This window comes from Kribbella catacumbae DSM 19601 (assembly GCF_000372465.1).
GTDB lineage: Bacteria > Actinomycetota > Actinomycetes > Propionibacteriales > Kribbellaceae > Kribbella > Kribbella catacumbae.
Genome location: NZ_AQUZ01000022.1, coordinates 72,360 through 95,148, shown reverse-complemented (window position 1 = coordinate 95,148; position 22,789 = coordinate 72,360). Strand labels below are relative to the sequence as shown.

Below are 22,789 nucleotides of genomic sequence, written 5' to 3'. Positions count from 1 at the left end.
CGCACTGTAATCCCGGAAACAGTCTTCTGGGAGGAACCAAGATGTCCACAACGAACCAGGTCGCCATCTCGGCCGAAGGTCTGGTCAAGAAATATGGCAGCACCACCGCGCTGGACGGCGTGGACCTGACCGTGCCGACCGGCACCGTGCTCGGCGTCCTCGGCCCGAACGGCGCCGGCAAGACCACGGCGGTCCGGATCCTCGGCACCCTGCTGCGGCCGGACGCCGGGCACGCAGAAGTCGGCGGGTACGACGTCGTCCGCGAGGCGCCCCGGGTCCGCGAGATCATCGGCCTCACGGGCCAGTACGCCTCGGTCGACGAGGACATGTCCGGGCGTCGCAACCTGGTCATGATCGGCCGGCTGCTCGGCCTTCCGCGGGACCAGTCCAAGACCCGGGCGGACCAGTTGCTGGAGCGCTTCGAGTTGACCGACGCGGGGGACCGGATCGCCAAGACGTACTCCGGCGGCATGCGCCGGCGGCTCGACCTGGCCGCCAGCCTGGTCGGCAACCCGAGCATCCTCTACCTGGACGAGCCGACCACTGGCCTCGACCCGCACGCCCGCAACGGGGTGTGGGACACCATCCGCAACCTGGTGCTCGACGGTACGACGGTGCTGCTGACCACGCAGTACCTGGAAGAAGCTGATGCGCTGGCCGACTCGATCATGGTGTTCGACAAGGGCAAGGTGGTCGCCGAAGGGCGGCCGTCCGAGCTCAAGGCGCAGGCCGGCAAGCAGTCGCTCGACGTCCGCCCGGCCGAGCCTGGCCACCTCGAGCGCGTGGCCGCGATCGTCTCCGAAGCGGTCGGCACCCGTCCGACCGTCGATGTCGTGAACGCGCTGGTGAGCGTGCCTGTTTCTGACGGTACGTCGATGCCGGTGGTGGTCCGCCGCCTCGACGAGGCCGGGATCGCTGTCACCGAGCTGTCCCTGCGGCTGCCGAGCCTGGATGAGGTCTTCCTCGCCCTGACCGGGCACGCCGCCCAAGAGCAGAGCATCGCAGTACTGGAAGGAGCGAGCCGATGAGCACCGCAACGTTGGAAGTACCGGCCACCCGGCGGAGCAGGCCGTTCGCCTGGGCCGAGCAGAGTCTGACGCTTGCCTGGCGCAACATCGTCCGGATCCGGCAGAACCCGGAAGCCCTGGCGGACGTGACGATCCAGCCGATCATCTTCCTGCTGCTGTTCCTGTTCGTCTTCGGCGGCGCTATCGCGGGCGGCGGCACTTGGCACGACTATCTGCCCTATCTGCTGCCCGGCGTCCTTGTGCAGTCGGTGGTGTTCTCCACCCTGGGCACCGGCGTCGCGCTGAACGAGGACTTCGCCAAGGGCGTCTTCGACAGGTTCCGCAGCCTGCCGATCGCCCGGGTGGCGCCACTGATCGGCGCGGTACTGGGAGACGCGGTCCGCTACCTGACCTCGATCGTGATCCTGATGACGGCCGGCTTCCTGCTCGGCTTCCGGTTCGAGAACGGTGTCGGCAACGGGCTGCTCGCCTGCCTGGTGGTGCTGCTCTTCGCACTCTCGCTGTGCTGGGTCTGGGTCTGGCTCGGGCTGAAGCTGAAGACCGCGCAGGGAGTGCAGGGCATCGCCTTCCTGGTCATGTTCCCGCTGACCTTCGGCAGCAACATCTTCGTCCAGACGACCACCCTGCCCGGCTTCCTGCAGTCGTGGACGAAGGTGAACCCGGTGACCTACCTGGTCGACACGATGCGCGGCCTGATGATCGGCGGCGACGTCCAGAAGCCCTTGCTGATCACGCTGGCCTGGATGGTCGGCCTGGTCGCGGTCTTCGCTCCGCTGGCGATCCGCGCCTACCGCCGGCGGACCTGAGAGTTCCCGAACCACCAAGAGGGCCGAGCTTCCCGGCCCTCTTGGTCGTTGTGGTCAGCAGGTGCTCGGAGCCTTGAAGCCGAGGAAGCGGGCGTTGAGGTACGCGACGGCGGCCGGGGCGCCGGTGACGGCGAGGACATTGTGTTCGCTGGCGTAGTCGGTGTACATCAGGACCTTTGTGCCCTTGGCGCACCAGGCGTCGTTGACGGCCTTGCCGGCGCTCCACGGGATCAGTTCGTCGAACTTCGAGTGGTACAGGTAGACCGGGGCCTTGGGGCCGGACGAGCCCATCTTGTTGATCGTCAGTACCTGCTGGGCGATCGGCTCGCCGAGCGGGTCGGGGGAATCGCTGTACTGCTTGACGCTGTGGAACGCGTAGAGGGCCTCCTCGGTGACGCACAGGTCGTCCATCGCCGCGATCAACTGCTTGCCCTTGGCATTGAAGATGCTCAGCAGTTCGGGGTACTCCCGGCTCACGCCGATCGCCGCGGCGATGAACAGCCCAGCGAAGGGGCCACCGTCCATCTGGCGTCCGGCCGCCGCCAGGTCAGCCGGCATACCACCGGAGGCGACGCCTACGAGGTTGAGTTCAGGCGCGTACGCCGGTTGCAGCTGCGCGGCCCAGCCAGTCGCCAGCCCGCCGCCGGAGTACCCCCAGATGCCCACCTTCGTCTGCGCCGACAGGCCGGTCTCCGATGTAGCCAGCGTCGCCCGGATGCCGTCCAGTACGGCGTGCCCCTCCATGTGCCCGGCGCCGTAGGCATCCCGCGGTCCTTGATAGTCCGTCACCACGACGACCCAGCCCTTCGCCAGCCCGAGAGCCAGCAGCGGCAGCTCCTTCTCCAGCCCAGTCCGCAACGTGTACGACGGGTTGCACTGATCACCGAGCGAGTCGATAGCCGGCTGGTACGAGAGCAACGGCCGCTGGCCGAGGTACGGGGTCAGTGGCACGATCACCGTCGACACGACCGTCACCGGCCGGTTCTTTGCATCGGTACTGCGTGACTGCAGCTGGATCGCCTTCACCGGCAAGGGAATCCCCAAGCCAGTCACCGTGACCGCCCGCTTCTTCAGCACCGTGCCGGGCGTCTTCGACTCATACCCGGGAGCCGGTTGGTAGAAGACATCCTGGTCGGGCTCGGCGATCGCCGCCGACGCGGGTGGTGCCGCGGTCGCGAGCAGACCGATCGAAACTGCGAGAGCGACGAGTGCTTTCCTTCTACCGTTCATGCTGTGTCCTGCCTTCGAGGTGGGGGCGATAGACCTTGCCGGTCGCAGTACGGGGGAGCTCATCGAGGAAAACGACTTCGCGGGGGACTTTGAAACGGGCCAGGTTCTCCCGGACGTGGTTGCGGATCGCACTACTGTCGAGGGTCGAGCCGTCCTCCAGTACGACGTACAGCCGCAGGCGCTGGCCGAACTCCTCGTCCGCGACGCCGAGGGACGCGACCTCGGCGACGCCGGGCATCGCCTCGACCAGGTTCTCGACCTCGATCGGGAACACGTTCTCGCCGCCGGACACGATCATGTCGTCGTCGCGGCCGTCCACGAACAACCGGCCGGCGGTGTCGAAGTGGCCGAGGTCGCCGGTGCTCAGCAGGCCGTCGATCATGTCCTTGTGGCCACCGCCGGAGTAGCCGGCGAAGCTGAGCCCGTTGCCGACGAAGATCCGCCCGGTTGCTGCCGGCTTGGAGATCGGCCGGTCGGCGTCGTCGTACAGGCGGACCTGACAGCCGACCGGCGGGAGGCCCGCAGTACCGGGGGCGGCTTGCCAGTCTTCGGGCATCGCGACGGTGGCGACGGCGCATTCGGTCGAGCCGTAGAGGTTGTGCAGTACCGGGCCGAAGGCGGCCATCGTCCGGTTGCCCAGATCCGTTGGCAGCAAGGCGCCGGCGCTCATGATCACCCGCAGCGAGCTGGTGTCGTAGCGCTCGGGCTCGGACGCCAGAATCCGTTGCAGCATGGTCGGTACGACGATCAGCGCGGTGGCCCGATGTCGCGCGATGCCTTCGAGGGTCGCGCGGGCGTCGAAGCGGCGGCGGAGCACGATCGTCGAGCCCAGCGCGAGCGTCATGATGAACTGCGTGAGCCCGGTGCCGTGGAATGTGGGTGCGGCGATGAAGACGGTGTCGCCACGACGCAACGGCACGCGGTCGAGGAACTGCGCGGCCATCAACGGTGAACGAACCTGCCGGGGCGCGCCTTTCGGCGTACCGGTGGTGCCGCCGGTCAGCAGCACCATCCCGGCTTGCTGCCTCGGCAGGTCCAGTGGACCGTCATCGTTCGCGGCGATCAGAGCCTCGAGCTCACTTGAAGAGCCCCAGGCAACAAAACGCCGGACAGTCGCCGGTACTGCGGACAGCAGCTCGTCGAACTCCTCGTCGTGGACGAGTGCCGAAACCCCTTCCCTGCAAGCGACATCGGCCAGTTGGACCCGGCTGAAGCCGGTGTTGAGCAGCACCAGCCGGACGCCGAGCTTGCCGCAGGCAATCATCGAGTCGACGACGCCACGATGGTCCCGGCAGAGCACGCCGATCACCTGACCCGGCTCAGCACCGGCTGCCGCCCAACCGCGGGCAAGTGCGTTCGCGCGGCGGTCCAGGTCGCCGTAGCTGAGCTCGCCTAGCTCGTCGACCAGGGCGAGATCGTCGGGATTCCGTCGGGCGGAGATGTGGGCCGCCCCGGCGATCGGCCCGAGCCGGCGCATCGCCAGCGAGGACCTCGCGGTCAGCGCCGGGTGGCGCAGATCGAGCAGTCCGGCGGTACGCAGTACCCGGACAGCACGCAGTTTGTCGGCAGGCCTCATGGACGCCTCCAGAGTCGAAGTGAAAAGTGTTCTTTTCACTTGAAAACTGGTCAGTAATGTAGAACCGATCTGGCTAAGATGGCAAGAGTTCACGCACGGGGTATCGACGAGAGGTGCAATGAACGAACCCTCCGCACGCCGTTACTCCGGACGCTCGGTCGACGAGTGGAAGGCGGCGCGCCGGGAGCGACTGCTGGACGCCGCGCTGGAGCTGTTCGGCACCGACGGCTACCCCGCGACCTCGGTGGAACGCCTGTGTGCACAGGCGAAAGTCTCGACCCGGCACTTCTACCACGAGTTCCAGAACAAGGAAGCCGTACTGCTCGCGGTGCACGCCCAGGTGATCGAGCTGGCCGTCCGCAGTACCAGTGAGGCGCTCGCGGCGACCGCCGACGCGCCGGTCCGGGAGCGGATCGTGGCAGCTGTCGACGGCTACCTGCAGACCATCATGGCCGACCTGCGCCGGGCCCAGATCTCGTTCGTCGAGGTGGTCGGCGCGAGCCCCGCGGTGGAGGAGCAGCGGATCGCCTTCCGTGAACTGCTGATCTCCAGCGTCGTCGGCGTCGGCGACGTGGCGGTCGCGCGCAACGAGCTGACCCGCAAGGACTTCCGCTTCCTCGGCCTGTGTTTCATCGGCGCGGTCAACACCGTCGTCTACGACTGGATGCTGACCGACCCGCGCCCGCCGGAGGACCAGGTCCAGGCCAACCTGCGCGACCTGGCCGTCTCACTCATGCTCAACTGATCCGGTCGTGCGCAGGGTGCCCGCAGGTCCGGCGCCGACGCGGAGCGAGCCCGGCTTGTCTGGCCGGCCAGTCTGGTCGAATCGCTTCCGGAGTTCGTCCATCGCGCCCTCGCGGCCCAGCGTCGCGCCCGCGTCGTACGCTGAATCGAACCGCGCCTCGCCCAGCTCTGTCCGCAGCCGCTCGGCGGTACGCCGTACGTCGGCATCCGGCACGGTCCTCATCCCGCGCAGCGCGGCGGCGATGCCGAGGAACCGGGCAGCCGGCTCGGCGTTGCCAGCGAGCAGTTCGACGTCGGCGACGGCCTCGACGACGCCCGAGGCCACCGGCATGTCATCGGCGACGAGCGCGAGCTCGACTGCCAGCTTGCTGTGGTCGCGGGCATCGGCCAGCTCACCGCGCGCGACTGCCACCCGGATGCTCTGGGCGAGCACCATCGCCTGGCCCTGCGGAGCGACCCGCTCGGCCATCAGGTCGAGCGTCCCGTAGGCCCGATCGGCCAGCTCCTTGGCCTCGTCCAGCCGGCCCTGCCGCCGCGCGAGCGTACTGAACCCGATCAGCGCAAACCCTTGCCCAGCAGGACTTCCCTGCTCCTCGGCCATCCTCAGCGAGCGGCTCAGATCCTGCTGGGCGCCGTCGTAGTCCTCGAGCTCGGACCGGCTGAGAGCAGACTGGGCCAGGAGGTGCGTGACCCCTTCGGTGGTGCCGAGCTCCGCGATCAGGGCCAGCGCCTCGCTGATCGAGGCCAGCGCGCCGTGATGGTCGCCGGTGCTGCACTGGTAGCTGGACAGCCCACGCAGCGCCAGCGACGTTCCCCAGCGGTCGCCGAGGGTGCGGAACCCGTCGAGCGCGGTCGCAAGGCCGGCCACCATCTCCTCGATGTCGCCCTCGTTCTCGCGGAACATCGCCGTCATCATCACGGCCATGTTCCGGGTCCACGCGTCTTCGTGATGGCTGGCCGCCTCGAGCTCGCGGAAGCAGGTCGCCTTGTCCTTGCGGATCATCGCCCAGACAGCGTTGGTGAACCGGCCGACCCCGGCCTCGGCCACTGCCGGATAGCGGCGGCTCAGCCACCGCACCTCGGCTAGGCCGCGGATCGCCGGGCCGAAGTGGGCCGACGGATCCTCCCCGTTCGACAAGACGCCGAGCGAATACATCATCAGCGTGGTCGCCCGGGCCAGCGGATGAGTCGGACCCGGTACGGCGAGTGCTGCCTCGAACCAGGTGACTGCCTCGGCCGGCCGGCCGCGCATGTTCCAGTACTCGCCGAGCACCGAGACCATGTCGAGTGAGTTCTGGGCGTCACCCGCGTCGACCGAGGTCCGGAGCGCGTCGAGCAGGTTCTCGTTGTCCACGTCGAAGCGGGCGATCCACTGCAGTTTGTTCGCCGGTATGCAGCTTGGGCCAGGCCTGTCGCAGGAGCTGGCTGAAGTACGCGGTGTGGGTTTCCCGGACCTGGCCGGACTCGCCCGACGCCGCGAGCTGCTCAGCGCCGTACGCCTTGACTGTCTCGAGCATCCGGTAGCGGACCGATCGCTCATCGGCGGTGGCCTCGACGAGTGACTTGTCGACCAGGGAAGCCAGTACTCCGAGCACTGACTCCGGTGGCAGGCCTGGTCCGCTGCAGACGCGCTCGGCGGCTTCGAGGGTCGCGCCGCCGGAGAAGAGAGACAGGCGTCGGGCGACTGCTTGCTCGTCCGGGTCGAGCAGCTCCCAACTCCACTCCACGACCGCGCGCAGCGTTTGATGCCGGGGCAGCGCGGTCCGGGATCCGCTGGTGAGCAAGCGGAAACGGTCGGTGAGACGCTCGACGATCTGCAACGGGGTCAGCGCCCGGAGGCGGGCCGCGGCGAGTTCGATCGCCAGCGGCATCCCGTCGAGCCGGCGGCAGATCTCGGCGATCGCCAACCGGTTCGTGTCGGTGATGGTGAAGTCGGGCCGGACTGCCCGGGCCCGGTCGACGAACAGCTGGATCGACGGGTAGCCGTCGTCGGGGCTGTCGAGCGGAGGCAGTCCCAGCGGTCCCACCTGATGCAGGTGCTCGCCGGGGATGCTCAGGGGTTCGCGGCTGGTGGTCAGCACCCTCAGCCGGGGACAGGACGCGAGCAGCGAGTCGACCAGGTCGGCGACCTCCTGGACGAGGTGCTCGCAGTTGTCGAGCATGAGCAGCACGCGGCGATCCGCGATCACGTCGACGAGTCGCTCGGTGGCCGCCCGGCTGGTCGGGAAGTTCTTCGGCGCGATGCCCGTCTGCAGGCTGTCGACGTACTCGCTGGCGCCGAGGGTGGTCAGGATCGTGGGGGCCACATCGGCCGCGTCGGCGAGCGGTGCCAGCTCGACGAACCAGAGCCCGTCGCCGGTCTGCTCGACCAGCGACCTGCCCGTCTCGGTCGCCAGCCGGGTCTTGCCGGCGCCACCGGGACCGACCATGGTGACGAGCCGCGTGCCGTTGCTGAGCAGGCGGGCCAACTCGGCGACATCGTCCGCCCGGCCGACGAAGCTGGTCATCGGGGCTCGGAGGTTGTTCCGCCGGGCCGGCTCACGGGCAGCCGGTACTACGGCCGCCGTGGCGAGCGGGTCGATCGCGTCGCCGCGTAGTACGGACACATGGAGGTCGCGGAGTCTGGCGCCGGGATCTGCGCCCAACTCGTCGGCCAGGGTCGTCCGGACCCGCTCGTAGGCCGCCAGTGCTTCCGCTTGGCGGCCGTCGGCGTACAGGGCTCTGATGAGGAGTTCGTGGACGCGTTCACGGAGAGGATGAGCGACGCTGAGGCGCTCGAGTTCTGGCGTCACCTCGCGTGAGTTGCCGCTTGTCACGGCCGCCTCGGCGAGATCCTCGGAGGCGCCCAGCTTCAGCTCCGCGAGGCGGTCGGCCTCGATCGCGGCGAACGGAAGATCGCGCAGATCTGCCAGTGCGTCACCGCGCCAGAGCCGCTCGGCCTGCGTGAGCAGCGCTCTTGCCTGGCCCGGATCGGAGGTCAGCAGCACGCGGCCGCGGCGTACCAGGTCTTCGAACTGGAGTGCGTCCACCGATTCCGGCGAGATCGTCAGCGTGTAGCCGGCGGGCCCGGACTGGACCGAGATGCTCGACTCCGTCGCGGGCAGGCCGCCTCGCAGCCGGGAGACGAGCGACTGGAGTGCGTTGGCGCTCGGCGCTTCGGTGCCCCACAGACCGTCGACCAAGGTGTCGATGCCGACGGGGCGGCCCGCACTCAGTGCCAGCCGGGCCAGCAGGCCACGCAGCCGGACTCCGCGGACGTCCAGCGGAGATCCGTCGGCCGCCCACATCGCGAGAGGACCGAGCACCGCTATGCGCACCCCACCAGCCTGCCACACCTGCCCGTCCGAACCCCTGCCGTTTGTCACATCCGAAAGGCGCCGAGATGCCTTACTGTCGACCGGTGACCGAGATCTCCGCTCAGACCCAGTCCGCACTCCGCCGGATCATCACCGAACGTCAGGCCAAGGGGCGCGTGCCCGGACTCGTGGGCGCCGTCGCCCGGGACGGTGCGCTCGCCTGGTGTGAAGGGGTCGGTTCGGCCGACCTGGATCAGCCTGGCGTCGCGCCTACCGCCGATACGCAGTACCTGATCGCCTCGCACAGCAAGACCTTCACCGCGGTCGCGATCATGGCGCTGCGCGACGAGGGCAAGCTGAGTCTGGACGACCAGGCGGACACGCTGCTGCCCGAGACCAAGCACGGCGGCATCACCGTGCGGCAGATGCTCAGCCACATCAGCGGCATGCAGCGCGAACCGGTCGGCGACGTGTGGGACCAGATGACGTTCCCGAACCGCGAGGAACTGCTCACGGGCTGGAACGACGCCGAGCGGGTCGGCAAACCGCATCACCGGTTCCACTACTCGAACCTGGTCTACTCGGTCCTCGGCGAGATCGTCGCGCGGGTCGACGGACGGAGCTGGTACGAGTCGATCCAGGCCCGCATCCTGCAACCACTGGAGATGCGCCGGACGACGGTCGGGCTGGACGGCGGCCCGGCGGCGCAGGGGTACTACGTGCCGCCGTTCTCCGACGTACCGGTGAAGGAGCCGGTGCTCGACATCGGCGCGATGAACGCGTGCGGCGGACTCGCCAGTACCGCGGCGGACCTGGCGAAGTGGGCGATGTTCATCGCGAACCCGGTCGACGAGGTGCTGGCCAAGGACACCGTCGAGGAGATGTGCCAGCCGCAGATCATGGCGGACGAACGCTGGCAGGTCGGCTTCGGGCTCGGCTTCATGCTGGTCCGGCTCGGCGACCGCGTCGTCGTCGGCCACACCGGCGGCATGCCCGGCCACATCACCGGCACCTTCGTGCACCGCTCGTCCGGTACGGCCGGCATCGCGCTGATGAACACCACCTCAGCGCCCGACCCGGCCGGCCTGGCCACGGACCTGTTGCTGAAGACCCTCACCGACGACCCGCAACCGCCCTCGGCATGGACCCCCGGTACGACGGTGCCGGCCGACCTGGCCGGCGTACTGGGCACGTGGTTCTCCGAAGGCTCGCCATACGTCTTCTCCGTCCGCGAAGGCACCCTCGAGGCAACCGCCCAAGGCGCCCCCGACTGGAAGCCCCCAGCCGCCTTCGAGAAGATCTCCGAAGACGTCTACCGCACCATCTCCGGCCGCGAAACAGGCGAACTCCTCCGCATCACCCGAGACGCCACCGGCACCCCCACCACCCTCCACTGGGCCACCTACCTCTGCACCCGCCACCCCCTCGCCTTCGGCGAATGGCTCTGAAGTCTGATCCGGCCGTCTCTCGCTTGGCGGCCGGCGCCTGAGTTTGCCTGGTGGCTGGGGGTTGGATAGAGTTTGGCTATCCCCCCAGTTGCTTCGGTGGCTGGGCGCGAAGCCCCACTTCGGTGGGGCTTCTGCTTTTCCAGCTGTCGGGGGATGAGGCGGCAGAGCCGCCCAGACCGGATATGCACAAGAGCGCTCCTGACTGATCTGTGGGTCGTTCGCGGTGTTGCCGGGTCGGCTGGTACTACAGCCGGAGTTCGTGATGTTGGGCGGCAGGCCCGGACCTCCGCCACTCACAAACCTCTCGTTTTCCCCTGGGAGCATGCCTGTGCACGCCTGGCCGGGTGGGATCAGTTGAGGTTTGTGAGTGGCGGCGGTCCGGCCCGACGCGACGACTGCACGCTGGACATCACGAACTCCGGCTGTAGTACTGACCGGTCATTGGACGGCTAGCCGGTTGTAGGGCGCCAGCGGTCCCATAACCGGCCATTGGCCCCGGCGAGCTGGACCGGTCCCGCATCGGTGGAAGCAACTGTCGGCGCTCGGCGCTAACCGGACTTCGCCCAGCCACACCCACTTCTCGCCAAACCATCCACGGATAGGTCAGACGAGCCCAAAAAAACGACCCCCAAGAGGGGGTCGTTGTAGCCGGGCGTACCAGCATTCGGCTTTTAGCATACCAGGCCGCATACGCCATTCCCGAACAGGAGAGCAAAAGGCGTGGGCACTGGCGATGGGGGTTCCTGCGGTCTGGTTTGTGCAGAGGTTGTTCCGCACAAACCAAACCGGCGAGGACGCTACTTGTCGTAGCTGCGGTGGCCGTCTAGTAGTTCTCGGATGATGTCTAGGTGGCCTACGTGGCGGGCGGTTTCTTCGATCATGTGGCAGAGGATGTAGCGGGTTGAGGCTGCGCCGGACTCGCGGACTTCTGCCTTTTCCACGTCGTCCAGGGACACGGTGGCGACGGTTTCGTTCGAGCGGGTGCATTCTGCGTCGTACTCGTCGAGGAGGTCGGCCAACTTGCGGTGCTCGACGAACATCTCGGCGTCGACGTGGCCGTCTTCGGTCCACGGGGTCTGGCCGGTGTCCGGTACGCCGGCCAGGTTCAGCTGGAACCACGAGTACTCGACCCAGCGCAGATGCGCCACCAGCCCAGCCACCGTCATCAGCGGCGAGGTGGTCAGCATCTTGCGGTGGGCGTCGGCCTCGTCGAGGCCTTCGCACTTCATCCGGACGAAGGACCTCTGCAGGTCCAGCCAGCCGGTGAGTTGGGTCCGCTCGTCAGAGGTCAGCGGCGGACGGGATACCACGGTCATTGCAACTCCTGAGGTGAAACCAGAGCCACCTGTCTCAGCCGCGGGCGCGACAGGCAGGCAGCACGACGGACGTAAACATCGCACACACCTCCTCTCGTGTCAGCGCAACGATAACGGTCGGCACGGTGAGCGCCTACTCGTTTAACAGGCGTGCCTTGACTTCGTTCTTGAGGACCTTGCCGACCTTCGAGCGGGGCAGGTCCGGCCAGACCACCACCTGCTTCGGGGCCTTGACGCTGCCGAGCCGGCTCTTCACGTAGTTGCGGACCTCCGACTCGGTCACCGTCAGGCCGGGATGGAGTTGCAGTACGGCGGTCACCCGCTCGCCCCATTTGTCGTCGGGAAGGCCGACGACCGCGCAGTCGCGGATCGCCGGGTACGTCATCAGCGCCTGCTCGACCTCCGCCGAGTACACGTTGAATCCGCCCGTGATGATCATGTCTTTCGCCCGATCCACTATGTAGAGGTAGTTGTCGTCGTCAAGGAATCCGATGTCACCCGTGTGATGCCACCCGTACTGCGAAGCTGTCGCGGTCGCCACCGCGTCGCGGTAGTAGCCGGCCATCACGAGCGACCCCCGGACGACGATCTCGCCGCGTTCACCCGTCCCCAGCAGCCGCCCGTCGTCGGCCATGATCGCCACCTGCGTCAGCGGCGACGGCCGCCCGGCCGAGGCGAACCGCTCGACCGCGAGCGATCCGTCCGGGTGGAAATGGTCGGCCGGTGCCATCGTGGAGATCATCATCGGCGCCTCGCTCTGACCGAAGAGCTGCGCCATCACCGGCCCGATCCGCGTCAGCGCCTCCTCCAGCCGGGCCGCCGACATCGGCGCCGCGCCGTACCAGAAGCACTGCAGTGAGCCGAGATCCGTTGTGGACAAGGAAGAATGAGCCAGCAGCATGTAGATCAAGGTCGGCGGCAGGAACGTGTGCGTGACCCGGTGCCGCTCCACCAGCCGCAGGAACTCGTCCAGGTCCGGCGCCGGCATGATGACGATCTCGCCGCCGAGCGTCAGTACAGGAAAGCACAGTACGCCGGCCGCATGCGTGAGCGGCGCCAGTGCGAGGTACACCGGCCGCCCGTCGAACGGGTAGCTCATCAAGGTGATCGCCGACATCGTCTCGAGATTGCGCTCGGTCAGCATCACCCCCTTCGGCCGCCCGGTGGTGCCGCCGGTCCCGACCAGCAGGGCCGTCTCGTCCGACGGCTCCAACGACCACGGCTCAGCCGGTACGCCGGCCAGCCACTCGGCCAGGCTGATTGCCCACGGCAAAGACTCGTCGAGGCAGATGACCGTGGTCAGCTTGGGCAGCTCGGGCAGGATCTTCTCCACCAGCGGCAGGAACGCACGCTGGAAGATCAGCGCGGAGCAGTCGAAGGCGTCGAGCAGGTCGCGGTTCTCGGCGGCCTCGTTGCGCGGATTCACCGGGCACCAGACGGCGCCGGCCCGGGCGATCCCGAAGACGCAGGCGAACGAGATCGGGTTGTTCGCGGACAGGATCGCCACCTTGTCGCCCGGCAGCACCGTCGACCGGTGCAGGGCCCGCCCGATCTGCCAGGACAACTGCTGCACCTCGCCGTAGCTGAGCGACGTACCGTCCATCGTCAGGCAGGGTGCGTCGGCACCGAGCGATGCGCCCTTGTCGAGATAGTCGTACAGCCTCACGCGAACTCCAGGTGGTACAGGTGCGGGGGAGCCTTGGGGGGTGAAGGAGGGCGCCCCCGCACCTGGTCTCAGTGATGAATGGTGACCACGGGTTCGAGGACCAGCCCGAAGCTGCGCAGTACGCCGAGCAGTTCGCGATGGCCGAAGGCCTGGCAGGCCGAAGCGAGCCCAGTGCGCTTCGGCGGCTGCTGCAGCAGCGAGTACGCGGCGTACGCCTGCAGCGCACCGGTCTGCTTGTAGTTGCTGTTGCCATGGATCACGCAGTGCGCGCGCCCGAGCGGTCCCGAGGCGTGCACCGAGTCGAGTGACGTGTTGATCCGCGGGTTCTCGCGCGGCGGCATGCTCGCCTGGACCGACGCGGCGACCTCACCCAGGGCGGCGTCCTGTTGCTCGACCGGGAGCGTCTTGATCTGCGACTCGACCATCTTCACGGCCTCGACCACGCCCTGCATGACGGCTCGGTCGAAGACTCCGCCGGCGACCTTCACGTTCGCCACCCGCGGATCGTTCTTGAACCAGACCGGATGGCTCGTGCCACCCCACGGCAGCGCGAGCGCCGACGCGTGCTGACCCGGGACGTTCACCTCGAAGGTGGTGAGCGGGTCCCATTTCACCAGCTCGTTCTGCTCCAGGTAGTGCCAGTCGGCCTTGAGGATGGTGAAGATGGTCTGGGTCGACGCGTACGTCGGGAACCCCTTCCACAGCACCAGGATGTCGAGGGTGTCGAGGCCCGGGGTCTCCAGGCAGATGTTCGCGGCGATCTCGCCGGTCGTGTACATCTGCGCAACCCCGGGTGAGAGCAACAGTCCTTCGGCGGTGAACTTGTCACTCCACCCGGCCTGCGCGTCGAGGATCCAGTCCTGTTCACCAGTGGTGTCCAGGTAGTGGCAGCCTGCCGCCAGGCTCGCCTCGACCACCTCGGGCCCGTACTTCACGAACGGGCCGACCATGTTGCTGACCACCTTCGCGCCACGGAAGAGATCGGTCAGCGCACTCACCTCGTGCTCGACCTCGACGACCTCGTGATCGACGGTGTCGATACCGGGGACTCTGTCGAGCACTTCCTGGACACGTTTCTTGTCGCGTCCGGCGGCGATGAAGGGAACGTTGAACTCGCGCAGGTACTCGCAGACGAGCCGCCCGGTGTACCCGGAGGCGCCGTACACGACGACGGGTTTGCTCATCTCACATCCCCATTCCGCCGTCGACCGGCAGACCAGCGCCGGTGATGAAGCGGGACGCGTCGGAGGCGAGGAAGACGACCGCGTCGGCCATGTCGCTGACCTCGCCGAGCCGGCCGAGCGGCGTCAGCCCGATGACGTCCCCGACGGCTGCCTCGGCGGTCGGCCAGAGCCCGAGCGTGACCATGTCAGCCGCGAGCTGCATCCCCATCTCGGTCGGCACCAGCCCCGGATAGACACAGTTCACCCGTACGCCGTACCCGAGCTTGCCGGCCTCCATCGCGGCAACCCGGGTCAGCCGGTCGACCGCGGACTTCGTCGCGGAGTACCCGGCGATGCCCGGGAACGGGATCGTCGCGGCGACGCTGGAGATGTTGACCACCGAGCCACCAGTCCCGGCGGGTCCCTCCGGCCGCATCGCCCGGAACGCGTGTTTGAGGCCCAGCGCCGTACCGAGGACGTTGATCTCCAGCATCTTGCGGACGTCGGCCGGGTCGAGGTCGACCACCAGGCCGGACAGTTCGACGCCGGCGTTGTTGACCAGGATGTCGAGGCCGCCGAGCTCACCGATGATGGCGTTGATCGCCGCTTCCCAGTTCGCGTCGTCGGTCACGTCGAGGGGGACGAAGGCCGCGGTCGCGCCGCTGTCCTTGAGCGAGTCGGCGGTCGCCTTGCCGAGATCCTCCTGGATGTCGGCGATGACGACGGCTGCCCCGGCCGCGGCCAGCGCTTGCGCCATTCCGGCGCCGAGGCCGCGTGCGCCTCCGGTCACCAAGGCTTTTCGTCCGGTCAGGTCGTACCCGCTCATGAACTTTCCCCTTCGGCCGGCTGCTGGACCTTGCACTGTCTGCCCGAACACCGGTGAGGTTCGGTGACCGGGCGATGAGCACAGCGTCGCCAAGATCTGGACGGTCGTCAAGACTTTCTTGGACAATTGTCAAGAAAATCTCCGGGCCGGGTTAAACTCGAAGCAGAACCCCAGGAGGCAGACGGTGACCGAGCTGACGGACCGGATCTCGCGCCGCCAGGTGGACAAGTTCGCTGAGCGCCGTGCCCAGCTCGCCACCTCGGCTCTGCGCACCCTGTCCGAGCTCGGGTATGCCCGCACCAGTCTGCGCGAGATCGCCCAGAATTCCGCCTTCTCGCACGGCGTACTGCACTACTACTTCCGCGACAAGGTCGAGCTGATCATGTACTGCGTGAAGCTCTACAAGGCCGAGTGCGTCACCCGCTACGACCAGATCGTCGCGACGGCCCAGTCGGCCGACCAGCTGTGCGTCGACTTCAGTCAGGCGCTGGCCACCACCTGCGACGAAGACGGCACGATGCACCGGCTCTGGTACGACCTGCGCAACCAGGCCCTCTTCGAGGAGTCCTTCCGCGAGGACGTGCTGGAGATCGACAAGACCCTCGAGCTGATGATCTGGCGCATCGTCAGCACGTACGGCGATCTCGCCGGCCAACCCATCGCCGCATCGCCATCGACGGCCTACGCCCTCTTCGACGGCCTCTTCCAGCAGGCCCTCCTCCGCCACCTCTCCGGCGAACCCAAAGCCCTCGACAACCTGCGCGAAGGCGTCGAGAAGACTCTCCCGAAGCTGCTGATCCCCTAACAGAGCCACCGCCACTGCGGTCTGCCAGCAGCGAGTCGGCTCGGTCGGGCGGCCCGGCGAAGGCGTGGATGGCCGCGCACGCACGCCCCGCCCCCGATGCCCCGACACGCCGAGGGAAGCGTTTGCCGACCGGAGACAGGCATGCATGGATCTCCGGACCTCCCCGGCATGCTGCCCCGCAGTCTCGTCGTCGCCGACCTTTCGGCCGGCGCGCCGATCCGTCCCGATCGACAGGACATAGTCGGTTCTTCGGCCGGGCGTCACGCTCGCGGGAGCGGCAGCCGACCGCAGTACGGGGACTATGTCTTGTCGGTCGGGACAGGTTTAGCGCCTGCGGTCGTCGCGGATGCGTTTCGCCTTGCCCAGTGAGCGTTCCAGGGCATGAGGTGGAACGACTTCCACTGCTGCCGTGACGCCGACTCGCTCTTTGATGCGGCCGGACAAGACCGCGGCGGCCTGCGGGTAGGAGGATTCGGGGAGGGCCGGCGCGGCTTCGACCTGGACGGTGAGTTCGTCGAGGCGGTTCGGGCGGGTGAGGACGCAGAGATAGTGCGGGGTGAGGCCTTCGACCAGGAGAAGCTGCTCCTCGATCTGGGTCGGGAAGACGTTCACGCCACGGACGATCATCATGTCGTCGGTCCGGCCGGTGATCTTCTCCATCCGCCGCATCGCGGGGCGCGCGGTCCCGGGGAGCAGGCGGGTCAGGTCGCGGGTGCGGTAACGCAGTACGGGGAAGGCTTGTTTGGTGAGGGTGGTGAAAACCAGCTCACCGACCTCGCCGTCGGGCAGCACCTCGCCGGTGACGGGATCGATGACCTCGGGGTAGAAGTGGTCCTCCCAGATGTGCAGGCCGTCCTTGGTCTCGACGCATTCCTGCGCGACACCAGGGCCCATCACCTCCGACAGGCCGTAGAGGTCGACGGCGTGCATGCCCGTCTTGCTCTCCACCTCGGTGCGCATCTGCTCGGTCCACGGTTCCGCGCCGAAGATGCCGATCCGCAGCGAGGTCTCCCGCGGATCCATGCCCCGGGCAACCATCTCGTCGACGATGGAGAGGAAGTACGACGGCGTCACCATGATGATCCGGGCACCGAAGTCGCGGATCAGGTCGACCTGCCGGTCGGTCATCCCGCCGGACACCGGTACGACGGTGCAGCCGAGCCGCTCAGCGCCGTAGTGCGCACCCAGTCCACCGGTGAAAAGGCCATATCCATAGGCGATGTGGCACACATCGCCGGCCCGGCCGCCGGCCGCGCGGATCGAGCGAGCGATCAGATCGGCCCAGTTGTCGATGTCGCCTTGGGTGTAACCGACCACGGTCGGGCGGCCCGTCGTACCGGAGGAGGCATGCACGCGCACGACTTGCTCGCGTGGTACCGCGAACATCCCGAACGGGTAGTTGTCGCGCAGATCCTGCTTGCCGGTGAAGGGCAGCCGGCTGAGATCGGACAGCTCTCGTAGATCGCCGGGCTGGAAACCGACGCCGTCCAGCGCCGCGCGATAGTGCGGCACGTTCTCGTACGCCGTACGCACGGTCTGCTGCAGGCCGGCCAGCTGCCGCGCCCGCAGCTCGTCGACGGACAGCTTCTCGCCGTCGTCCAGGAGTTCGGCAGGACAGGCTTCCCCGAGAAGTCGTTCGTTCATGGGACCTAAGTTACGGGCGGGCCAGTAGCGTCGCGATCCCCTGGCCGACGCCGATGCACATGGTGGCGAGCGCGTATCCGGCGTCGCGGTGGCGGAGCTCCAGTGCTGCGGTGAGGGCGAGACGCGCGCCGGACATGCCCAGCGGGTGGCCCAGGGCGATGGCGCCGCCGTTCGGATTCACGTGCTCGGCGTCGTCGGGCAGGCCGAGCTCACGCAGTACTGCGAGGGACTGGGCCGCGAAAGCCTCGTTGAGTTCGATCACCCCTAGCTCGGACAGCGTGACGCCCGCCCGGGCGAGCACCTTGCGGGTCGCCGGGACCGGGCCGATGCCCATGATCCGCGGCGGTACGCCGGCTGCCGCGGTCGCGACGATCCGTGCCAGCGGGGTCACGCCGAGCCGCTCGACCGCCTCGCCGCTCATCACCAGCAGCGCGGCGGCACCGTCATTGACGCCCGACGCGTTGCCCGCGGTGACCGTCCCGGGATCGCGGAACGGGGTCTTCAATCCGGCTAGAGATTCCAGAGAGGTCTCGCGCGGGTGCTCGTCGACCTCGACGAGAGTCACCGCGCCACGTTTACCCGGCACCGATACAGCGACGATCTCCTCGGCCAGCCGCCCGTTGGCACCGGCCTTGGCCGCACGCTGCTGACTGCGCAGCGCGAACAGGTCCTGGTCCTCTCGCGACACCGAGAACTCGGACGCGACGTTCTCGGCGGTCTCCGGCATCGAGTCGATCCCGTACTGCTTCTTCAGTACCGGATTGACGAACCGCCAGCCGATCGTGGTGTCGAAGATCTCCGCCTGGCGGGAGAAAGCGCTTGTTGCCTTGGGCATCACAAAGGGGGCCCGCGACATCGACTCGACGCCACCGGCCAGCACAATCTCGTTGTCTCCGGCAATGATCGACCGGGCGGCCGCGGCGACCGCGTCCAGGCCGGAACCGCAGAGCCGGTTGATCGTCGAGCCCGGCACGCTGTCCGGCAGCCCGGCCAGCAGCAGCGCCATCCGGGCGACGTTGCGGTTGTCCTCGCCGGCCTGGTTCGCGCAGCCGAGGAAGACGTCGTCGATCGTGGCGGGATCGAGGGNGGCGTGCCGGGCGAGCAGGGCGGAGATGGCCTGCGCCGCCAGGTCGTCCGGACGGACCGCGGCGAGCGCGCCGCCGTACCGGCCGATCGGGGTGCGGACGCCGTCCACCAGATAAGCCACGCGGTTCACGCTGTCCTCCATCAGGCATCGGTCCGGCGGAAAGTCGGTTGTGACACTTGTTCCGCGATCTGATCAACGACTGTAACATCAGCTGGGACGTCGTCCTTAAGCTGGCAGCAAGTCCATCTGAGCTTGGAGCGCACACCGATGACCACGACCGGTACAGATTCGTTCACCGCGCACCGCGAGCGCCTCGACGGCGCGCTGGCCGCGATCCGTAGCCGTGGCTACTTCTCCGCCTTCCCTGAGTCGCCCAGCCCGCGGGTCTACGGCGAAACCGCGGCCGAGGACGGCAAGGCGGCGTTCGAGGCGCACCGCGGTACGACGTACCCGCTGGAGACGCCCGGCGCCAACGGGACCGTCAGCTCCGAGGAGTCGCCGTACGGCGTCCAGCTGGACGTGCAGTACCCGCGAACCACCGAAAGTGGCCTGGACGAGCTGCTCGCGGCTGCCCGGAAGGGTATGACCGACTGGCGAAAGGGCGGGATCGAGACCCGCGCCGGCGTCACGCTGGAGATCCTCGACCGGCTGCACAAGCGCGTCTTCGAGTTGGCCAACGCGGTCCAGCACACCAGCGGGCAGGCCTTCGTGATGGCGTTCCAGGCCGGTGGCGCGCACGCGCTGGACCGGGCGCTGGAGGCGATCGCGTACTCGTACGAGGAGATGAGCCGCTACCCGGCCACCGCGGTCTGGGAGAAGCCGGCCAAGGGCGACCCGATCCGGATGGAGAAGAACTTCACCGTCACCGGCCGCGGCGTCGCGCTGGTGATCGGCTGCAACACGTTCCCGACCTGGAACTCCTGGCCCGGCCTGTTCGCGTCGCTGGTCACCGGCAACGCGGTGGTCGTCAAGCCGCACCCGCTGGCCGTGCTGCCGCTCGCGATCACCGTCGAGGTCTGCCGCGAAGTGCTGGCCGAGGCCGGCTTCGACCCGAACCTGGTCACCCTGGCCGCCGAGCACCCCGGTGACGGCCTGGCCAAGCCGCTCGCGCTGCGCCCCGAGGTCAAGATCATCGACTTCACCGGCGGCAGCGAGTTCGGCCAGTGGCTGGAGCAGAACGCGACCCAGGCCGAGGTGTTCACCGAGAAGGCCGGCGTGAACGCGGTCATCATCGACTCGACCGACTCGTTCAAGGCGCTCTGCAACAACCTCGGCTTCACGCTTTCCCTGTACTCCGGCCAGATGTGCACCACCACCCAGAACCTGTTCGTCCCCGCCGACGGGATCGAGACCGACGAGGGGCACAAGTCCTTCGACGAGGTCGGCGCCGGCATCGCGACCTCGATCAGCAAGCTGCTCGGCGACGACGCCCGCGCGGTCGAGCTGCTCGGCGGCATCGTCAATGCGGCCGTGGTCAACCGGCTCGAGCTCGCACCGGAGTACGGCGACGTCGTCCTGGAGTCGCGCGCGATCACGCACCCGGCGTACGCCGATGCCGTCGTCCGGACTCCGCTGCTGGTCGCCATCGACGCGAAGAACGAGGACGTTTACGGGCGCGAGTGCTTCGGGCCGGTGTCGTTCCTGGTCCGCACGAGTGGGACCGCTGAGTCGATCGGGCTGTTCCGGCAGACGGTCAACGAGGGCGGCGCGATGACGGCCGGCGTCTACTCGACCGACGAGGCGACACTCGACGAGGTCCGGGACGCGGCGCTCGATGTCGGCGTCGCCCTGTCGGAGAACCTGACCGGTCAGGTCTTCGTCAATCAATCGGCTGCTTTCAGCGATTTCCACGGCACCGGAGCGAACCCGGCCGCTAACGCCACGTACACGGATGGCGCTTACGTTGCGAGTCGCTTCCGCGTCATTCAGTCTAGGCGTCATGCCTGACTCCCTGGATGCCGCGAATCTGAAGGAAGTACTCGCGTACTACGACCGGTGGCTGGCGTTCAACCAGCGCTATCAACGCATCCCAGGAGTGCAGGCCGCCGTACTGTTTCGACCCCCGCCCCACCACCCCGGTCAGGCATTCGCCGGTGACGCCGTGGCGTTCTCGGCGGCGTACGGGCAGGCGGACGTCGAGCAGGGCGTGCCGCTGACCGTGCAGCACCTGTTCCGGATCGCGTCGCACTCCAAGACGTTCACGGCGACCGCCGTGCTGCAACTGGCCGAGCAGGGCCGGTTGCGGCTGGACGACAAGATCGCCATGCATGTGACCGAGATCGTCGGTACGCCGCTGGGTGAGCGGACGATCCGGGATTTGCTCAGTCACGCCGGCGGGGTGACCCGGGACAGCGACGAGGGAGACTTCTGGCAGCTGCGGAAGGCTTTCCCGGATCGCGACCAGCTGCTCCGGGTGGTCGGGCAGCCGGGCTCTGAGGTGCTCCAGGACAACGACCGGTTCAAGTACTCCAACATCGGCTTCGGCCTGCTCGGGCTCGTGATCGAAGCGGTCACCGGTACGCCGTACAACGCCTTCGTGCAGACCGCGATCGTCGACAAACTCGGCCTGACCGGACTCGGTCCGGAGCTGGACCCGAACCGCGCGAGCGAGTACGCGGCCGGCTACAGCTCACTCGCGTACGCCGACCATCGGGTGCCGATCGACCACATCGACACCGGCGCGCTCGCCTCGGCGACGGGGTTCTTCGGCACCGCGCGCGATGTGGTGAGCTACTGGTCGGCGCACCTGCCCGGCGACGACCGGCTGCTGACCGACGCGTCCAAGCGGCAGATGCAGCACCCGCTGTGGAAGACGGCGGAGGACGACTGGCCGCAGTACGGGCTTGGTCTGATGGTGTCGAAGGTGGGCGAGCGGCAGCTGTTCGGGCACAGCGGCGGCTATCCGGGGCACATCACGCTGTCCCTGGTCGACGCCGGCCGCCGGCTCGCAGTGGCCGTGCTGACGAACGCGATCGACGGCCCGGCCCGGCAGTTGACCGAGGCTGCGTTCAAGCTGGTCGAGCTGGCCGAGTCCAAGCCGAGGGAGGATGGCGCCGGGCTGGCCCGCTTCACCGGCCGCTACGCGAACTTGTGGGGCGTCATGGACATCGTGCTGCTCGGTGGCCGGCTCTATGTGATCGACCCGACCTCACCCGACCCGGCCGCCGACCCGACGACCGTCGAAGCGGACGGCGACGACCTGCGCATCACCGGCGGCTCCGGCTACGGCGCCTATGGCGAGGCGTACCGCGTCACCTTCGGCCCGGACGGTGAGGTGGAGTCGCTGCACGGTTCGATCGGTCTGGCTCGCCCGATCGACCGCTTCACGCTCCCCGACCGAGTGAGGGTGAGTAGCGTTCAGGCATGACCATTCACGGGGACCATCCGTTTCTGCCACCTGAGTCGGAGCGGAGCCCGGTGCGACGGTTGCGTGGGCGCTTGCCGTCGCCAGTGGGGTTGTGGACCACGCAGTACGAGGGGAAGCGGGCCGGGCTGACCGTGTCGTCGATGCTGATCGCAGACGGCGAGCCCGGCTACGTGATCGGGTTGATCGACCCGGACTCGGACCTCTGGGGGACGTTGCGCAAGGCAAGGACCGCCGTGGTCAGCCTGCTCGGCGCCCCACACCAGCAACTAGCCGACGCCTTCGGGTACGTCGCCCCCGCACCGGGCGGCCCGTTCCGCATGCTCGACTGGACGGACACCGAGTGGGGCCCGGCCCCCGTAGGAGTATCCACCTGGGCGGGCTGCCGCCTGGTCTCACCCGATCCCCTCGAGGTCGGCTGGTCCCTCCAGGTCCAACTCGAAATCGCCCACGTCGAACTCGCCCCAGACGAGATCCCACCCATCATCCACCGCCGCGGCCGCTACACCGTCCTGTAACTCCAGCCACGCGCCTCTTGCGATGCACCCCTGAACGCCGTCGGGGCAAAGACCAGTAACGCAGAACGGTGCGGCCCGGTGACTTCGTTGTCACCCCGCTCGTGGTGATGGACGTCACCTGTTCGAACTGCTTGAACGACATACCCGGGGACTTGCTGGTGCCTTGGCTACTCACGTTGTCGGGCCTGATGGGGACCGGCCGGCACGTTGCCCGGTCCGCGCGGGGGCAAGCACCTTCGAAGGAGCCTAGCCGGGCGCGACGGTCCGATTCG

The 22,789-nt window shown here is 68.0% G+C and carries 18 protein-coding genes; 8 read left to right on the top strand and 10 right to left on the bottom strand.

All coding sequences use genetic code 11. From position 1 onward, the window contains the following. Window positions 1-41 precede the first annotated feature (41 nt). On the top strand, window positions 42-1,028 hold the full coding sequence (locus tag A3ES_RS0122725) for a daunorubicin resistance protein DrrA family ABC transporter ATP-binding protein (protein ID WP_020389144.1): 987 nt from the start codon (window positions 42-44) through the stop codon (window positions 1,026-1,028). After that, on the top strand, window positions 1,025-1,834 hold the full coding sequence (locus A3ES_RS0122720; protein ID WP_020389143.1) for an ABC transporter permease: 810 nt from the start codon (window positions 1,025-1,027) through the stop codon (window positions 1,832-1,834). Before A3ES_RS0122725 ends, A3ES_RS0122720 begins: the two co-directional genes overlap by 4 nt. Window positions 1,835-1,888: 54 nt before the next feature. Here A3ES_RS0122720 and A3ES_RS0122715 read toward each other — a convergent pair whose 3' ends face one another. Both A3ES_RS0122715 and A3ES_RS0122710 read right to left on the bottom strand, forming a co-directional pair. Further along, a complete protein-coding gene (locus A3ES_RS0122715) occupies window positions 1,889-3,064 on the bottom strand; it encodes a lipase family protein (RefSeq protein WP_020389142.1) in 1,176 nt (391 codons plus the stop codon). Next, window positions 3,054-4,640, bottom strand: coding sequence for an AMP-binding protein (locus tag A3ES_RS0122710; protein ID WP_020389141.1), 1,587 nt, complete (start codon window positions 4,638-4,640; stop codon window positions 3,054-3,056). The genes A3ES_RS0122715 and A3ES_RS0122710 overlap by 11 nt, the downstream gene beginning before the upstream one ends. A gap of 118 nt (window positions 4,641-4,758) precedes the next feature. Here A3ES_RS0122710 and A3ES_RS0122705 point away from each other — a divergent pair, with 118 nt between their 5' ends. Continuing rightward, a complete protein-coding gene (locus A3ES_RS0122705) occupies window positions 4,759-5,385 on the top strand; it encodes a TetR/AcrR family transcriptional regulator (RefSeq protein WP_020389140.1) in 627 nt (208 codons plus the stop codon). On the opposite strand, the gene A3ES_RS51465 is transcribed toward A3ES_RS0122705, so the two are convergent. Both A3ES_RS51465 and A3ES_RS51460 read right to left on the bottom strand, forming a co-directional pair. After that, the gene (locus tag A3ES_RS51465) at window positions 5,368-6,738 is read right to left on the bottom strand and encodes a hypothetical protein (protein WP_020389139.1); all 1,371 of its coding nucleotides are present in this window, start codon (window positions 6,736-6,738) and stop codon (window positions 5,368-5,370) included. The genes A3ES_RS0122705 and A3ES_RS51465 overlap by 18 nt on opposite strands. Continuing rightward, complete coding sequence (locus A3ES_RS51460) at window positions 6,686-8,701, bottom strand: ATP-binding protein (protein WP_157630683.1); 2,016 nt, start codon at window positions 8,699-8,701, stop codon at window positions 6,686-6,688. Before A3ES_RS51460 ends, A3ES_RS51465 begins: the two co-directional genes overlap by 53 nt. An 83-nt stretch (window positions 8,702-8,784) precedes the next feature. On the opposite strand from A3ES_RS51460, the gene A3ES_RS0122695 reads away from it, so the two are divergent. After that, window positions 8,785-10,128, top strand: a complete 1,344-nt coding sequence (locus tag A3ES_RS0122695) for a serine hydrolase domain-containing protein (protein ID WP_020389138.1) — start codon at window positions 8,785-8,787, stop codon at window positions 10,126-10,128. Between the two features lie 797 nt (window positions 10,129-10,925). On the opposite strand, the gene A3ES_RS0122690 is transcribed toward A3ES_RS0122695, so the two are convergent. From A3ES_RS0122690 to A3ES_RS0122675, 4 genes are all read right to left on the bottom strand, one after another. Next, window positions 10,926-11,444, bottom strand: a complete 519-nt coding sequence (locus A3ES_RS0122690; RefSeq protein WP_020389137.1) for a DinB family protein — start codon at window positions 11,442-11,444, stop codon at window positions 10,926-10,928. Window positions 11,445-11,577: 133 nt separating this feature from the next. After that, window positions 11,578-13,110 carry an acyl-CoA synthetase gene (locus A3ES_RS0122685; RefSeq protein WP_020389136.1) on the bottom strand — a complete coding sequence of 511 codons (1,533 nt, stop codon included), beginning with the start codon at window positions 13,108-13,110 and terminating at the stop codon, window positions 11,578-11,580. Window positions 13,111-13,178: 68 nt separating this feature from the next. After that, window positions 13,179-14,294 carry a DUF5938 domain-containing protein gene (locus tag A3ES_RS0122680; protein ID WP_020389135.1) on the bottom strand — a complete coding sequence of 372 codons (1,116 nt, stop codon included), beginning with the start codon at window positions 14,292-14,294 and terminating at the stop codon, window positions 13,179-13,181. 1 nt (window position 14,295) lies between these two features. Continuing rightward, window positions 14,296-15,099, bottom strand: coding sequence for an SDR family NAD(P)-dependent oxidoreductase (locus A3ES_RS0122675; RefSeq protein WP_020389134.1), 804 nt, complete (start codon window positions 15,097-15,099; stop codon window positions 14,296-14,298). Window positions 15,100-15,283: 184 nt separating this feature from the next. On the opposite strand from A3ES_RS0122675, the gene A3ES_RS0122670 reads away from it, so the two are divergent. Continuing rightward, window positions 15,284-15,904 (top strand): TetR/AcrR family transcriptional regulator, encoded by a 621-nt coding sequence (locus tag A3ES_RS0122670; protein WP_020389133.1) that lies wholly within the window; start codon window positions 15,284-15,286, stop codon window positions 15,902-15,904. Between the two features lie 324 nt (window positions 15,905-16,228). On the opposite strand, the gene paaK is transcribed toward A3ES_RS0122670, so the two are convergent. Together paaK and pcaF are read right to left on the bottom strand one after the other, a co-directional pair. After that, window positions 16,229-17,548 carry a phenylacetate--CoA ligase PaaK gene (gene paaK, locus A3ES_RS0122665; protein ID WP_020389132.1) on the bottom strand — a complete coding sequence of 440 codons (1,320 nt, stop codon included), beginning with the start codon at window positions 17,546-17,548 and terminating at the stop codon, window positions 16,229-16,231. A 10-nt stretch (window positions 17,549-17,558) separates the two neighbouring features. Continuing rightward, window positions 17,559-18,776, bottom strand: coding sequence for a 3-oxoadipyl-CoA thiolase (gene pcaF / locus A3ES_RS0122660; protein ID WP_020389131.1), 1,218 nt, complete (start codon window positions 18,774-18,776; stop codon window positions 17,559-17,561). Between the two features lie 126 nt (window positions 18,777-18,902). Here pcaF and paaN point away from each other — a divergent pair, with 126 nt between their 5' ends. From paaN to A3ES_RS0122645, 3 genes are read left to right on the top strand one after another with little or no spacing between them, the layout of a single operon-like run. Further along, on the top strand, window positions 18,903-20,582 hold the full coding sequence (gene paaN, locus A3ES_RS0122655; protein WP_020389130.1) for a phenylacetic acid degradation protein PaaN: 1,680 nt from the start codon (window positions 18,903-18,905) through the stop codon (window positions 20,580-20,582). Then, a complete protein-coding gene (locus tag A3ES_RS0122650; RefSeq protein ID WP_020389129.1) occupies window positions 20,575-22,002 on the top strand; it encodes a serine hydrolase domain-containing protein in 1,428 nt (475 codons plus the stop codon). The genes paaN and A3ES_RS0122650 overlap by 8 nt, the downstream gene beginning before the upstream one ends. Beyond that, window positions 21,999-22,517, top strand: a complete 519-nt coding sequence (locus A3ES_RS0122645; protein ID WP_026163113.1) for a flavin reductase family protein — start codon at window positions 21,999-22,001, stop codon at window positions 22,515-22,517. Before A3ES_RS0122650 ends, A3ES_RS0122645 begins: the two co-directional genes overlap by 4 nt. The last annotated feature ends 272 nt before the right edge of the window (window positions 22,518-22,789 follow it).